This is a genomic window from Conexibacter sp. SYSU D00693, assembly GCF_017084525.1.
GTDB lineage: Bacteria > Actinomycetota > Thermoleophilia > Solirubrobacterales > Solirubrobacteraceae > Baekduia.
In genome coordinates this window covers 2,958,523-2,972,069 of sequence record NZ_CP070950.1, presented here as the reverse complement: position 1 = coordinate 2,972,069, position 13,547 = coordinate 2,958,523, and the positions used below count along the sequence as shown (strand labels likewise).

The window sequence follows — 13,547 nt, the reverse complement described above, 5'->3', positions numbered from 1 at the left end:
CCGGGTGAGATGAACCCCTACGGCCGGACCGACGCCTACCGCGAGAGCGCGATCCTCACCGCCTCGCCCGAGCAGCTCGTCGTGCACCTGTACGACGGCGCGCTGCGCTTCCTGCGCCAGGGCCAGGTCCTGCTCGAGCAGGAGGGCGCCACCGTCCAGGCCGTCGACCGCCTCAACCGCGCGACCGCCATCGTCGACGAGCTGCTCATGACGCTCGACAAAGAGCGCGGCGGCGAGCTCGCCGAGCGCCTCGAGGGCATCTACGTCTTCTGCAAGCGCCTGCTCATCGACGCGCGCCTCGAGCGCGACCCGTCGAAGATCGGCACGGTGGTGACGCTCCTGGCGGAGCTGCGCGAGTCGTGGGCCCAGCTGGCCAAGGGCGGCGCCCCGGCGCCCGCGCCGGCCACCCCGACGGCCCCCGTCCCGGCGTGAGCCCCGAGCAGGCCGCGGGCCAGCTGCTGGCCGTCGGCCGCGAGGAGGTCGCCCTGGCCGCCCGCGAGGACGGCTGGGAGCACCTCGAGGAGCTCGCCGTCCGGCGCGCCGCGGCGCTCGCCGCGCTGGCCGGCGGCCCCGTGCCGCGGGAGCTGCTGCCGGTCCTCCACGAGGCGCTGGCCCTCCAGCGCGCCGCCGCCGACCACCTCACGCACCGCCGCGACGCCCTGCGCCGCGAGCTCGGCGGCACCGCCCGCCACCGCGCCGGCGTCGGCGCCTACGCGGCGGCCGCCGGCGTCGCCTAGCGCCCCGCGCGATGTCCGCGTCCAGCCCGCGCTGGACGCCGCGCTCAACTCGGTTCGGCTCCGGCCGACCACTGCACTAGGCCACCACGGACGGCGGCCACCCGGCAAGCCCAGGGACGGGACGCCACCAGCGATCCGCCCGTCCATGGAGCTCTTCGACACCACGCACCTCGGCCTCGAGCGGGCCCTCGCCGGCGCGGCCGCCCGCCAGTCGGCCATCGCGGGCAACCTCGCCAACGTGTCCACGCCGGGCTACCGCCGGCAGGACCTGGACTTCCACGGCGTGCTGCGCAACGCCTTCGCCGAGGGCGGCAAGGACGCCCTCGAGCGGGCCGACCTCACGCCGAGCGCCGACCCGCTGGCCCCGATGCGCCTCGACGGCAACTCCGTCGACGCCGATGTCGAGGCCGCCGAGCAGGCGCGCAACGGCCTCGAGTACGAGGCGCTGGCCTCCGTCATCAAGGCGCGCGACGACGTGCTGCGCGCGGCGATCGGGGTCGCCTAGCCATGGGCCTCTTCGACGCGATCGACGCCACCGGCTCGGCGCTCAGCGCCGAGCGCATGCGCCTCGACGTCACCGCCGAGAACCTCGCCAACGCGCAGACCGTCGGCTACCGCCGCAAGGAGGTCGCGCTGCAGTCGATGGACGGCGCCGCCCGTCCGGGCTCCTTCGGCGAGGCGCTGGACCGCGCCGCCAAGGGCGTGCAGGTCACGGCCATCGTCGAGGACCAGACGCCGCTGCGGCGCGTCTACGACCCGGGCCACCCGCAGGCCGACCAGCAGGGCTACGTCGAGATGCCCAACGTCGACACCGTCACCGAGATGGTCGAGCTCATCGGCGCCTCCCGCGCCTACGAGGCGAACGTCACGGCGATGCAGACGGCCAAGCAGCTCTTCACCCGGACGCTGGACCTCCTGCGATGACCGTCGTCGACCCGTCCTTCCTCACCTCCGGGCCCGAGTGGTCGGTCGACCTCGGCGAGGGCGTCGGCTCCGTCGGGGGCCTCGGCGACGCCGAGCGCTCCGGCGCCGGCTCCTTCGGCAACGTCCTCTCCGAGCAGATCTCGAACCTCGAGAGCCTGCAGGTCGACGCCGCCGAGCAGTCCCGCGCGCTGGCCACCGGCCAGGCCGACGACCCCGCGCAGGTCGTCATGGCGGTCGAGAAGGCCCGCCTCTCCATGCAGCTCGCCGCCCAGCTGCGCACCAAGGGCGTCGAGGCCATCAACGACGTGATGCACACCCAGGTCTGATGCAGCTCATCCAGTCGCTCGACACCAAGGGCAAGGCCATCCTCGGCGCGGTCGCGCTGGGCTTCGTCGCCGCGGTGTTCCTCCTCTTCAAGCTCACCACCGCGCCGTCGTGGCAGACGGTGCAGTCCGGCCTGGACCCGGCGCAGACCGGCAAGGTCACCAGCGCGCTGGCCGACAAGGGCATCGCCTTCGAGCTCCAGCAGAACGGCAGCGCCGTCGCCGTGCAGGAGGCCTCCGTCGCCCAGGCGCGCATCGCGCTGGCCGAGGCCGGCGTCTCGGGCACCGCCCAGCAGCCCGGCTTCGAGCTGCTCGACAAGCAGAAGCTCGGCGCGTCGTCCTTCCAGCAGCAGGTCGCCTACCAGCGCGCCCTGGAGGGCCAGATCGCCCAGACGATCGGCCAGGTGCAGGGCGTCGGCTCGGCGCAGGTGCGCCTCACGCTGCCCAAGGACGAGCTCTTCACCGACGAGGAGAAGCCGTCGACCGCCGCGGTGCTGCTCGGCAGCGCCGGCACGCTCGACGGCGGCGGCGTGCGCGGCATCGCCAACCTCGTCGCCTCCTCCGTCCCGGGCCTGAAGACCGACGCGGTGACGATCACCGACGCCGCGGGCCAGATGCTGTGGCCGCAGGGCGAGGGCGGCGCCGCCGGCAACGGCGCGGCGTCCAAGACCGCGATGCAGGCCCGCTACGAGAGCCAGCTGCAGAGCCAGCTCGACGCGATGCTCGCCCGCACCGTCGGCCCGGACAAGGCCCAGGTGCAGGTGCGCGCCGACCTCAACGTCGACGACGCCACCAAGGAGCAGCTCGAGTACGCGACCAAGGGCACGCCCCTCACGCAGACCGAGGAGAGCGAGACGCTGCGCGGCCAGGGCGCCGCCGGCCAGGCGGCCGGCACCGGCTCGAACATCCCGGCCTACGCCCAGGGCCAGGCGGGCGGCGGCGGCACCTCCAACTACCGCAAGAACGCCACGAAGACCGAGTTCGGCGTCAACAAGACGGTCACCCGCACGCGCGTCGCGCCGGGCGCCGTCAACCGCCTGTCGGTCTCCGTCATGGTCGACAAGGCCGCCAAGGCGGACGTCGCCGCGATCCAGAAGGCCGTCGAGGCCGCCGCGGGCACCCAGCAGGGTCGCGACACCGTCTCGGTCCAGGAGGTCACCTTCGCCAAGCCGGTCGAGGCGCCCGCGCCCGGGCCGCTCGGCGCGATCCCCGGCGGCATCCCCGGCATCGCGAAGATCGCCGGCCTCGGCCTCGGCGTCCTGCTCTTCCTCTTCTTCATGACGCGCCACCTGCGCAAGCGCGAGGACGAGGAGCTCGGCGAGCCGGCGTGGCTGGCCCAGCTCGCGGCGGCCGAGCGCGAGGCCCTGCCGGCCGCCCCGGCCGGCCAGCCGGCGCAGCCGGGGATGGTCATCCCGACCATGCAGGACTTCGAGGACCCGCGCAAGATGGCGATCGAGAACCTCGTCGAGCGCGAGCCCGAGCGCGTCGCCGCCCAGCTGCGCACCTGGATCACCGAGGAGTAGCGCGCGGTGGCCGAGACGAGCACCGAGGTCGTCCAGCGGTCGCGCGCCGCCCACCTGACGGGGCGCCAGAAGGCCGCGGTCTTCCTCATCACGATCGGCTCCGGCCGCGCGGCCGAGGTCCTCAAGCACCTGACCGACCGCGAGGTCGAGGCGCTCTCGGCGGAGATGGCCACGCTGTGGCGCATCGAGGTCGAGACCGCGCAGGCGGTCCTCGAGGACCTCGCCGAGGAGTTCCGCCAGCGCAACGACTTCGCGCTGGGCGGCCCCGAGTTCGCCAAGGAGGTGCTCGTCCAGCTCGTCGGCGACGAGCGCGCCGAGGAGATCATCGGGTCGATCACCGCCCAGGCCGAGCTGCGCCCGTTCGACTTCCTGCGCCGCACGCCGCCGGAGCAGATCGTCACGTTCCTGGCCGACGAGTCGCCGCAGACCGTCGCGCTCGTCGTCGCGTCGCTGCACAAGAAGCTCGCCGCCCGCGTGCTCAGCGCGCTGCCCTCCGAGCTGCAGGCCGACGTGGCGCTGCGCATCGCGACGATGGGCGACACGAACCCGGGCGTCATCGAGGACATCGAGCGCGGCCTGCGCCAGAAGCTCTCGACCGTCGTCAACCAGGAGTTCTCGTCCGCCGGCGGCGTCGACTCGCTCGCCGAGATCCTCAACGGCGCGGGGCGCTCGACCGAGCGCAACGTCCTGCAGGCGATCGCCGAGGAGCGTTCCGAGCTCGCCGACGAGATCCGCCAGCGCCTCTTCACCTTCGACGACATCATCGTCCTGTCGGACCGCGACATCCAGCTCGTGCTGCGCGAGGTCGACCAGAAGGACCTCGCCCTGGCGCTGCGCGGCGTCGGCGAGGAGGTCCGCGAGCGCGTCTTCGCCAACATGTCCTCCCGCGGCGCCGACATGCTGCGCGAGGACCTCGAGACCGGCCAGCCCCAGCGGCGCGCCGTCGTCGAGGAGGCGCAGGGCAAGGTCGTGGCCGCCGTCCGCCGCCTCGAGGACGCGGGCGCCATCACGCTCGGCCGCGGCGGCGAGGACGGCGACGAGGAGGAGGTCATCTAGTGCAGGACTTCGCCCTCCCGACGCTCGAGCCGCTGGCCGCGACGCTCATGGCCGAGGCGGCGCCGGCACGGCCGCAGGTCGACCTCGAGGCCGAGGCGCAGGCCGCCCGCGAGGCGGGCTTCGCCGCCGGCCTGGAGGAGGGGCGCGCCGCGCTGTCCGGGGCGATCGCCGCGCTGCAGGCCGCCGCGCAGGCCCTGGCCGACGAGCGCGCGAGCGTCGCCGCCGACTGCGAGCGCGAGGCCGTGGGCCTCGGGCTGCGCATCGCCCAGCAGGCGCTGTCCGGCGCCCTGGAGGTCGAGCCCGAGCGCGTGGTCGACGTCGTGCGCGGCGCGCTGCGCCGGCTCGTCGAGCGCGGTCACGTCACGGTCCTCGTCAACCCGGACGACCTCGACCTGGTGCGCGACGCGGCGCCGGCACTCGTCGCCGAGCTCGGCGGCATGGAGCACGTCGAGGTCCAGGCCGAGCGCCGCGTGGCGCGCGGCGGCGCGATCGTCCACACCGCCGAGGGCGACGTCGACGCCTCGCTCGAGACGAAGCTCGAGCTCGCGCGCGCGGTCGTGGCCGAGGCGCTCAAGGCCTGATGCACGCGGTCGCCCAGCGCCTGGCCGACGCGGCCGAGGCCGTCTCGCGCGCCGACCTGCACCGCCGCCAGGGCCGCATCACCGACCTGATCGGGCTCGTCGTCGAGGCCACCGGCCTCGAGGCCGAGGTCGGCGAGGTCTGCCTCCTGCACACCAGCCGCGACCGCGACCCGCTGCCCTCGGAGGTCGTCGGCTTCCGCGCCGGGCGCACGCTGCTCATGCCCCTCGGCGAGCTCGAGGGCGTCGGGCCGGGCGACCGCGTCACCGCCACCGGCCGCCAGCTCTCGACCCCCATCGGCGACGCCCTGCTCGGGCGCGTGCTCGACGGGCTCGGCCGCCCCATGGACGGCGGCGCCCCGCTCGACGACCTCCCCACGCGGCCGGTCACGGGCGCGCCGCCCTCGCCGCTGTCGCGCCCGCGCATCACTGACCGCGTCGACCTCGGGGTGCGCGCGCTCGACGCGATGGTCCCGTGCGGCCGCGGCCAGCGCCTGGGCATCTTCGCCGGCTCCGGCGTCGGCAAGTCCTCGCTGCTGGGCATGATCGCCCGCTCGACGAGCGCCGACGTCAACGTCATCTGCCTCGTCGGTGAGCGTGGCCGCGAGGTGGTCGAGTTCCTCGAGCGCGACCTCGGCCCCGCCGCCGCGCGGTCGGTCGTCGTCTGCGCGACCTCCGACCAGCCGGCGCTCGTGCGCATCAAGGCGGCGCTCACCGCCACGGCGATCGCCGAGCACTTCCGCGACCAGGGCTGCGACGTCGTGCTGATGATGGACTCCGTCACGCGCTTCGCCATGGCCCAGCGCGAGGTCGGCCTGGCCATCGGGGAGCCGCCCGCCACCCGCGGCTACACGCCGAGCGTCTTCGCCCTGCTGCCCAAGCTCCTCGAGCGCTCGGGCACCAGCGAGCACGGGTCGATCACCGGCCTGTACACCGTCCTGGTCGACGGCGACGACATGAACGAGCCGATCGCCGACGCCGCGCGGTCGATCCTCGACGGCCACGTCGTCCTCACCCGCGAGCTCGCGCACGCCGGCCACTACCCGGCGATCGACGTCCTGCAGTCCGTCTCGCGCCTGCAGTCGGAGATCGCGGCGCCGCAGGTCCGCGAGGCCGCGACCGAGGTGCGCTCGCTGCTCGCCGCGCACAAGGAGAAGCGCGACCTCATCGCGATCGGCGCCTACGAGCGCGGCAGCGACCCGATGACCGACCGCGCGATCGACCTCAAGCCGGCGATCGACGACTTCCTCAAGCAGCGCGCCGACGACCGCTCGGACGGCCTGGGCGCCGACGCCCGGCTGCTCGAGCTCGCGGGCGGCGCGCCGGACCCGGCCATGGGCGGCTTCGCGGCCGCCGAGGACCCCGCCGGCGCGTTCGCCATGCCCGCGGCGCCCGCCAGCGCCCCGTCGGCCATCCCGCCGCTGAACCTCGGCGTCTGAGGCGCCTAGGACACGCGTCCACCAGGCCGTCAAGCCGCCCTCCCCGCGACCGACCACCAAGACCGTGAAGGACAAGCCCTTCAAGTTCGGCCTCGAGCGGGTGCGCGAGCTGCGCGCCCACGACGAGGACCGGGCCAAGGAGGCCTTCGCCGCCAGCCTCAACGAGCGGGTGCGCGGAGCCGCCCACCTCGCCGACGCCGAGGGCCGCCTGCGTGCGGCCGTCGACGGCGCCCGCCCGGCCACCGACCCCGGCGCCCCGTCGCTGAGCGGGTCCGACCTGCTGGCCCGCCAGACCTGGGTCGAGCGCCTCGAGCGCCATCGCGCCGACGCGGCGCACCTGCTGGCCGACCTCGACCAGCGCCTGGCCGACAGCCGCGCGTCGCTCGCGCACGCCAGCCGCAACCGCGAGGTGCTCGAGCGCCTCAAGGCCCGCCGCGGCGAGGAGCACCGCCTCGAGGCGCTGCGCGCCGAGGCCGTCGAGCTCGACGAGATGGCCACGCGCATGCACGGGCGGGCCGCGTAGATGCCCGTGGGCGCCATCGCCGCGCAGACGCGGGTCGCCGAGATCGACCAGATGCTCGCCACGATGGCGCGCGGCCCGCAGGCGCTCACGGCCGCCGGCGGCGTCCAGGCGCCCGACGCCGCGGCGTCGCCCACGAGCTTCGCCTCCACCCTGCAGGCGGCCTCCGCGCCGTCGACGACGCCGGGCTCCACCGGTGGCGACACGCAGTACGACGCGCTCATCCAGCAGGCCGCGACGAAGCACGGCGTCGACCCGTCGCTGCTCAAGGCGCTGGTCAAGCAGGAGTCCGGCTTCAACCCGAACGCGCAGTCGAGCGCCGGCGCCCAGGGGCTCACGCAGCTCATGCCCGGCACGGCCGCCGGGCTGGGCGTGACCAACCCGCTCGACCCGGCGCAGGCCCTCGACGGCGGCGCGAAGTACCTCAAGCAGCAGCTCGACCGCTTCGGCGGCGACGAGCGCAAGGCGCTCGCCGCGTACAACGCCGGCCCGGGCGCCGTCCAGCGCTTCGGCGGCGTGCCGCCCTTCGCGGAGACCCAGACCTACGTCACGAAGGTCCTCGGCTACGCGCAGGAGCTCCGCGCGGCCGCGGCGACCGCCGTCGCCACCCCGGCGACGACGCAGGCGCTCCCCGCCTCTGCCCTCTCGGCGCTCGGCGCCACCACGGCCACGACCCCGACCCAGCCGCTGGCCGGCGGCGCCCTGCCCTACTCGACGACATGACCCGCACCGCACCCGTCGCCCCGGCACCCCCGCCGGAGCGGCTGACGGGGCGCGCAGGCCCGCCCGGCGACCAGCCGGCGGACCTCTTCGCCGCCGTCCTCGACACCCAGGCCCGGACCGCCCCTGCGGAAGGCCCCACCAGCTCGCCCGTCTCCGACACCGACGGCCAGCAGCAGCGCGACACCGACACGCCGGCGACGCCGGACGACGCCGTCGCGACGCCGGAGCTGCCCGTGGTGGCGGTGTCGCTGCCCGACGCCCCGGCGCTGCCCGTCGCCGTGGCCGAGCAGCCGCCGGTCTCCGCGACCCAGACGCCGGGCGCCGACGCCGCGCCGCAGACGGCGCCGGCCGTGCCCGTGCCGGCCGACCCGGCGGCGGCCGTCCCGGTCGCGGCACAGGCCGACGCCCAGGCCTCGGCGCTCCAGGCTCCAGTGGCCGCCCAGGCCGCTCCGGCGACGCCCCCGACGACGACGACGACGCAGACGACGGCCGACGGGCCGGCCGTCCCGGCGACGGCCATCCCGGCCCCGTCGGCGCCCGGCGCGCCGATCGCCGCCGAGGCCGCCACCGCGCAGCCTGAGCCGACCATCGAGCCGCTGCCGACCGATGCGCCGGCGAGCGCGCCGGCCGACCCCGCCGCCACGACCGACCTCCCCGGTGCGCCGGCCGAGGCCGGGACCGGCGAGCAGGCCGGCGGCGGTCAGCCGCAGGCCGGCGGCCAGCCGTCCGGCGAGGGCCGCCCGCAGCCGCAGGCCGCCGCGCCGTCGCCCACCACGGCGACGCCCGCCCAGCCCGCCGCCCAGGCCGGCCCGGCCACGCCGGCCGCGCCGGCCGCGCCGGCCGCGCCGGCCGCGGTGCAGCCCGCGGCCACGCCGCAGGGCGTGACCGCGACGCCGGCCACGCCCGCCGGCACGCCCGTCCTCCTGGCCGACCGCCTCGAGCGCGTCCACGCGCTCGTGCAGCTCGCGCACACCAAGGGCACCGCGACCGCCCGCCTCGAGCTGCACCCGCTCGACCTCGGCCGCGTCGACGTGCTGCTGCGCGCCCACCAGGACGGCGTCATCGCCACCGTCTCCGCGCAGGAGCAGACGACCCTCGAGGCCCTCCAGCAGGCGGGCCAGGACCTGCGCCGCTCCCTCGAGGACCGCGGCGTCGTCGTCGCCCGCATCGACCTCCAGCTCGGGGCGCAGGGCGACAGCCGCCGCCAGGCCGGCGGCGCCGCCGCCGGCGACGGCTCCGGCACCCGCCGCGTCGGTGGCGCCACCGCCGCCGGCGACGCCACCGAGCTCGACCCGACCACGACCACCACGACGACCGTCGGCCTCCCCGCCGGCGCCCTCGTCGACGTCCACGCCTAGGTAGCCATGCCCTCCGTCTCCGGCATCGACCCGACCCAGACCACGTCCAGGACCGGCTCGTCCAAGCCGTCGCAGACGCTCGACAAGCAGGCGTTCCTGCGGCTCTTCGTCGAGCAGCTCAAGAACCAGGACCCGACGGCGCCGCAGGACCTCAGCGCCCAGATGGCCCAGGTCTCGCAGATGACGATGGTCGAGCAGATCACGTCGCTGACGCAGGCGACCGAGGCCACGCACGCCCAGTCGCTCATCGGCCGCACCGTCACCTACGTCGAGCCGACCACCGGCGAGAAGGTGACGGGCAAGGTCGAGTCCGTCGACGTCTCCGAGTCCGCCCCCAAGCTGACGATCGCCGGCAAGCCCGGCATCGCCACCAGCACGGTCGTCGAGGTGCGCTAGGCCATGAACCCGGTCGAGCTCAACCCCGCGCTGCGCCCGCCGGACGGGATGCCCCGTCCGGTCGCGCCGCCGGCGACCACCTCGCCCGAGGGCCCGGCGTTCGGCCAGGTCCTCGACGTCACCTTCTCCAAGCACGCCTCCCAGCGCGTGCAGCGCCGCGGGCTGTCGCTGGACCGCCCGACCCTCGAGCGCCTCGACGACGCCCTCAGCCGCGCCGCGGCCAAGGGCGCCCGCGACACCGTCGTCCTCCTGGGCGACGTGGCGTTCGTCTGCTCGGTGCCCAACCGCACCGTCATCACCGCCGTCGGCCGCGACCAGCTGCGCGACCACGTCTTCACGAACATCGACTCCGCCGTCTTCTCCTAGGGAGGAACCCAGAATGCTCCGTGGCATGTACTCGGCCGTCTCCGGCCTCAAGCAGCACCAGACCAAGCTCGACGTCACGTCGAACAACCTGGCCAACGTGAACACCGTCGGCTACAAGACGGCGCGCACGTCCTTCAAGGACCAGCTCCAGCAGACGGTCTACGGCGGCTCGGCGTCCGGCCCGAACACCGGCGGCACGAACGCCGCGCAGATCGGCCTCGGCGTCCAGCTCGCGTCGGTCGACGCGGTCATGACCGCCGGCTCGCTGCAGGCCACCGGCAACCCGCTGGACATCGCCATCCAGGGCGAGGGCTTCTTCCGCGTCGCCACCGGCGCGCCGCCCGCCGCCCCGACGCAGATCCAGTACACCCGCGCCGGCAACTTCCAGCGCAACGACCAGGGCTACCTGACCACCGCCGAGGGCTACTACGTCATGGGCCGCACGACGGCCGGCGGCCCCGACGAGTACATCCAGATCCCGACGGGCGCGACCGCCGTGGCCGTGGGCAACGACGGCATGGTCACCTACATCCCGGCGGGCGGCGGCGCACGCGTCACGGCCGGCACGCTGTCGCTGGCGAAGTTCCCGAACGAGAACGGCCTCGTGCGCGTCTCGGGCAACCGCTGGGAGTCCAACCCGGCCTCCGGCACCGAGCTCGTCGGCCTGCCCGGCGGCAACTTCGGCCAGACCATCGGCGGCACGCTCGAGATGTCCAACGTCGACCTCGCGGCCGAGTTCACCGACATGATCGTCGCCCAGCGCGGCTTCCAGGCGAACTCCCGCGTGATCTCCGTCGGCGATGAGATGCTGCAGGACCTCGTCAACCTGAAGCGCTAGTCCCGAGGTAGGACCACATGATCCTGCTGCACCGCCTGTCGACGGCCCGGGAGCCGTTCCACCTCAACCCGGACCTCATCCAGTCCCTGGAGGAGAGCCCGGACTGCCACATCACGCTCACCACCGGCGCCAGCATCGCGGTGGCCGAGACCGCCGACGAGGTGATCGCGCGCGCCCGCGAGTGGCGCACCGGCATCGCCGCGGAGGCCCTGCGGCGCTCGCGCCCCGTGCGCTAGCCCCCACAACGCAGCAGGACAGCCGTCCAGCGGGCGCCCTCCGGGGCGCCCGCTGTCGTTCGGGGCCGTGCCGTTCGGCGCGCGCACCTCAAGCGACGGGCGGTGCGTCCGACACACATGGGTGCTGGCCCACGTCCACGGAGGGATCCGACCCCATGTCTGCCGACACCACCACCACCCAGCTCGTCGTCTTCAGCCTCGCCGGCGAGGAGTACGCGCTGCCCATCTCCCACGTCCACGAGATCATCCGCTACGCCGAGCCGCGCTCGGTCGCCTCGTCGGACCCGAGCGTCCGCGGCGTCATCTCGCTGCGCGGCAAGATCCTGCCGGTCCTCGACCTGGCGCAGCGCCTCGGTCTGGACCGCGCCGCCGACGGCGTCGAGTCCAACATCGTGATCGTCGAGACCGACGCCGAGATGGCGGGCGTCATCTGCGACGAGGTCGAGGAGGTCATCACCGTCGAGAGCTCCACCCTCGAGGAGGCCCCGGGCTCGGACCACGTCTCCATCGACGGCATCGCCAAGATCGACGACCGCCTGGTCGTCCTGCTCAACCCGCACGGGATCGTCCCGGGCGCGGCCCGTCGCCAGGCCGAGACGGCCGCCGACGAGGCCACCACCGAGGTCGCGGTCGCGGCCTGATGGCCACGACGGCCGGCAACCGACCCGCTGCCCGGACGGGCAGCGGGACGCGGATCCTCGTCTGCGACGACTCGTCCTTCATGCGGCGCCTGCTGAGCCAGGCGCTGCGTGACCAGGGCTTCGAGGTCGTCGGCGAGGCCGCCGACGGGGACGAGGCGCTCGCGCTGCACCGGCGCCTGCGTCCCGACGCCATGACGCTCGACCTGGCCATGCCCGGGCTCGACGGCATCGGCGTCCTGCGCGCGCTGCGCAGCGGCAACGCCTCGGTGCCGGTCGTCGTCGTCTCCGCCTTCTCCCCGGCCCACGGCGCCCGCGCGGTCGACGCGCTCGCCGAGGGCGCCTTCGACCTCGTCGCCAAGCCGGCGATCGGCGAGCCGTTCGACGCGTTCGCCAAGACGCTGGCCGGCAAGCTCGAGGCCGCCGCGGGCTCCACCAGGTCCGCCGCCGCACCGCGGCCGAGTGCCCGCCCCGCCGCCGCGCCCGCCGCGGCGAGCGTCCCGGCGCGCCGCCCGCGCATCGCCACGGCGAGCGCGAAGGACCGCGTCGTGGTCATCGCCACCTCGACCGGCGGCCCGCGCGCGCTGGCCGCCGTCGTCCCCGGCCTGCCGGGCGCGCTCGGCGCCGGCGGACTGATCGTCCAGCACATGCCCGAGGGCTTCACGGCCTCGCTGGCCGCCCGGCTGGACCGCGCCGCCAGGATCGGCGTGCGCGAGGCCGTCGACGGCGACCGCCTCGACCCGACGCAGCTGCTCATCGCCCCGGGCGGCAAGCACCTGCGCCTCACCGACGGCGACGTCCTGCGCCTCACCGAGACCGAGCCGATCGGCGGCCTGCGCCCCCGCGCCGACCTGACGATCGCCGACGTCGCCAAGCGCTTCAAGGACCGCGTCGTCCTCTGCGTCATGACCGGCATGGGGGCCGACGGCCTCGCCGGCGCCCGCGTCGTCAAGGAGCACGGCGGGCGGATCATCGCTGAGGCCGAGCACACCTGCACCGTCTACGGCATGCCGCGAGCGGTGGCCGAGGCGGGCCTCGTCGACGAGGTCCTGCCCCTCGGCGAGCTGGCGGAGGCGATCGCGTCATGAGCGCCCTGGCCGGCGGTCGCGCCGACGACTACGTGGACCTCTGCACGGCGGTCCGCTCGATCAACGGCATCGACCTCTCGCAGTACAAGCGCGACCAGATGGAGCGCCGCATCCGCTCGTTCGCGGGCGCCCGCGGCGTCCAGGACCTGCGCGAGTACGCCAAGACGCTGCGCGCCGACAAGGACGAGCTCGAGGCCTTCCTCGACCGCGTGACCATCAACGTCTCCCAGCTCTGGCGCAACCCGGAGCAGTGGGAGGCGCTGGCCAAGACCGTCCTGCCCGAGCTGGCCGCCTCCGGCGGCGGGCGCATCCGCGCCTGGTCGGCGGGCTGCTCCTACGGCGCCGAGGCCCACACGCTGGCCGCGGTCTGCCTGGACGCCGTCCCGGCGGCCCGCGTCTCGATCCTCGGCACGGACATCGACGCCCGCATGGTCGCCCGCGCCAAGGCGGGGCTGTTCTCCAAGGAGGACGGCCGCGACGCCCCGGCCGACGCGCTGCGCCGCCACTTCGACGCCGTCGACAGCGGCCTGCAGGCCAAGGACGCGGTCCGCCGCCTCTGCCGCTTCGAGCAGGGCGACCTGCTGCGCCTCAAGCCGGTGCCCGGCAGCCAGGACCTCGTCCTGTGCCGCAACACCGTCATCTACTTCACCCCGGAGGTGCGCGACGACCTCCACGCCCGGCTGGCCTCGGCCCTGCGCCCGGGCGGTCGGATGGTCGTCGGCGCCACGGAGCGGGTCAACGAGCCCGCCGCCATGGGCCTCGTCCCCGAAGCCCCCTTCCTCTACCGCCGCGAGGCCTGATCCA

Annotated in this window: 19 protein-coding genes; all 19 read left to right on the top strand. The window is 75.2% G+C overall.

What is annotated here, in order from left to right:
* Positions 1–9: 9 nt before the first annotated feature.
* The 19 genes from fliS to JUB12_RS14680 all read left to right on the top strand — a co-directional run bounded on the left by fliS (position 10) and on the right by JUB12_RS14680 (position 13,543).
* Positions 10–432 (top strand): flagellar export chaperone FliS, encoded by a 423-nt coding sequence (fliS, locus tag JUB12_RS14770; protein WP_205696184.1) that lies wholly within the window; start codon positions 10–12, stop codon positions 430–432.
* On the top strand, positions 429–737 hold the full coding sequence (gene fliT / locus JUB12_RS14765) for a flagellar protein FliT (protein ID WP_205696183.1): 309 nt from the start codon (positions 429–431) through the stop codon (positions 735–737). The genes fliS and fliT overlap by 4 nt, the downstream gene beginning before the upstream one ends.
* A gap of 145 nt (positions 738–882) precedes the next feature.
* Positions 883–1,242: a flagellar basal body rod protein FlgB gene (flgB, locus tag JUB12_RS14760; protein WP_205696182.1), complete on the top strand. Its 360-nt coding sequence runs from the start codon at positions 883–885 to the stop codon at positions 1,240–1,242.
* Positions 1,243–1,244: 2 nt separating this feature from the next.
* Positions 1,245–1,661 (top strand): flagellar basal body rod protein FlgC, encoded by a 417-nt coding sequence (gene flgC, locus JUB12_RS14755; RefSeq protein ID WP_205696181.1) that lies wholly within the window; start codon positions 1,245–1,247, stop codon positions 1,659–1,661.
* Positions 1,658–1,987, top strand: coding sequence for a flagellar hook-basal body complex protein FliE (fliE, locus tag JUB12_RS14750; protein WP_205696180.1), 330 nt, complete (start codon positions 1,658–1,660; stop codon positions 1,985–1,987). The genes flgC and fliE overlap by 4 nt, the downstream gene beginning before the upstream one ends.
* A complete protein-coding gene (gene fliF, locus JUB12_RS14745) occupies positions 1,987–3,507 on the top strand; it encodes a flagellar basal-body MS-ring/collar protein FliF (RefSeq protein ID WP_205696179.1) in 1,521 nt (506 codons plus the stop codon). The genes fliE and fliF overlap by 1 nt, the downstream gene beginning before the upstream one ends.
* Before the next feature lie 6 nt (positions 3,508–3,513).
* Positions 3,514–4,563: a flagellar motor switch protein FliG gene (fliG, locus tag JUB12_RS14740; RefSeq protein ID WP_205696178.1), complete on the top strand. Its 1,050-nt coding sequence runs from the start codon at positions 3,514–3,516 to the stop codon at positions 4,561–4,563.
* A complete protein-coding gene (locus JUB12_RS14735) occupies positions 4,563–5,144 on the top strand; it encodes a FliH/SctL family protein (RefSeq protein WP_205696177.1) in 582 nt (193 codons plus the stop codon). Before fliG ends, JUB12_RS14735 begins: the two co-directional genes overlap by 1 nt.
* On the top strand, positions 5,144–6,580 hold the full coding sequence (locus JUB12_RS14730) for a FliI/YscN family ATPase (protein ID WP_205696176.1): 1,437 nt from the start codon (positions 5,144–5,146) through the stop codon (positions 6,578–6,580). Before JUB12_RS14735 ends, JUB12_RS14730 begins: the two co-directional genes overlap by 1 nt.
* A gap of 64 nt (positions 6,581–6,644) precedes the next feature.
* Entirely contained in the window at positions 6,645–7,103 is a 459-nt protein-coding gene (gene fliJ / locus JUB12_RS14725) for a flagellar export protein FliJ (RefSeq protein ID WP_205696175.1), read from the top strand.
* Between the two features lie 6 nt (positions 7,104–7,109).
* Positions 7,110–7,823 (top strand): lytic transglycosylase domain-containing protein, encoded by a 714-nt coding sequence (locus JUB12_RS22270; RefSeq protein WP_305852565.1) that lies wholly within the window; start codon positions 7,110–7,112, stop codon positions 7,821–7,823.
* A complete protein-coding gene (locus JUB12_RS14715; protein WP_205696174.1) occupies positions 7,820–9,181 on the top strand; it encodes a flagellar hook-length control protein FliK in 1,362 nt (453 codons plus the stop codon). The genes JUB12_RS22270 and JUB12_RS14715 overlap by 4 nt, the downstream gene beginning before the upstream one ends.
* Before the next feature lie 6 nt (positions 9,182–9,187).
* Positions 9,188–9,577, top strand: a complete 390-nt coding sequence (locus JUB12_RS14710) for a flagellar hook assembly protein FlgD (RefSeq protein ID WP_205696173.1) — start codon at positions 9,188–9,190, stop codon at positions 9,575–9,577.
* A gap of 3 nt (positions 9,578–9,580) precedes the next feature.
* On the top strand, positions 9,581–9,943 hold the full coding sequence (locus JUB12_RS14705) for a TIGR02530 family flagellar biosynthesis protein (protein WP_205696172.1): 363 nt from the start codon (positions 9,581–9,583) through the stop codon (positions 9,941–9,943).
* Positions 9,944–9,968: 25 nt separating this feature from the next.
* On the top strand, positions 9,969–10,781 hold the full coding sequence (locus JUB12_RS14700) for a flagellar hook-basal body complex protein (protein ID WP_205696171.1): 813 nt from the start codon (positions 9,969–9,971) through the stop codon (positions 10,779–10,781).
* 17 nt (positions 10,782–10,798) lie between these two features.
* The gene (locus JUB12_RS14695; RefSeq protein WP_205696170.1) at positions 10,799–11,017 is read left to right on the top strand and encodes a flagellar FlbD family protein; all 219 of its coding nucleotides are present in this window, start codon (positions 10,799–10,801) and stop codon (positions 11,015–11,017) included.
* A 155-nt stretch (positions 11,018–11,172) separates the two neighbouring features.
* A complete protein-coding gene (locus tag JUB12_RS14690) occupies positions 11,173–11,658 on the top strand; it encodes a chemotaxis protein CheW (RefSeq protein ID WP_205696169.1) in 486 nt (161 codons plus the stop codon).
* Entirely contained in the window at positions 11,658–12,743 is a 1,086-nt protein-coding gene (cheB, locus tag JUB12_RS14685; RefSeq protein WP_205696168.1) for a chemotaxis-specific protein-glutamate methyltransferase CheB, read from the top strand. The genes JUB12_RS14690 and cheB overlap by 1 nt, the downstream gene beginning before the upstream one ends.
* On the top strand, positions 12,740–13,543 hold the full coding sequence (locus JUB12_RS14680) for a protein-glutamate O-methyltransferase CheR (protein ID WP_205696167.1): 804 nt from the start codon (positions 12,740–12,742) through the stop codon (positions 13,541–13,543). The genes cheB and JUB12_RS14680 overlap by 4 nt, the downstream gene beginning before the upstream one ends.
* Positions 13,544–13,547 lie beyond the last annotated feature (4 nt).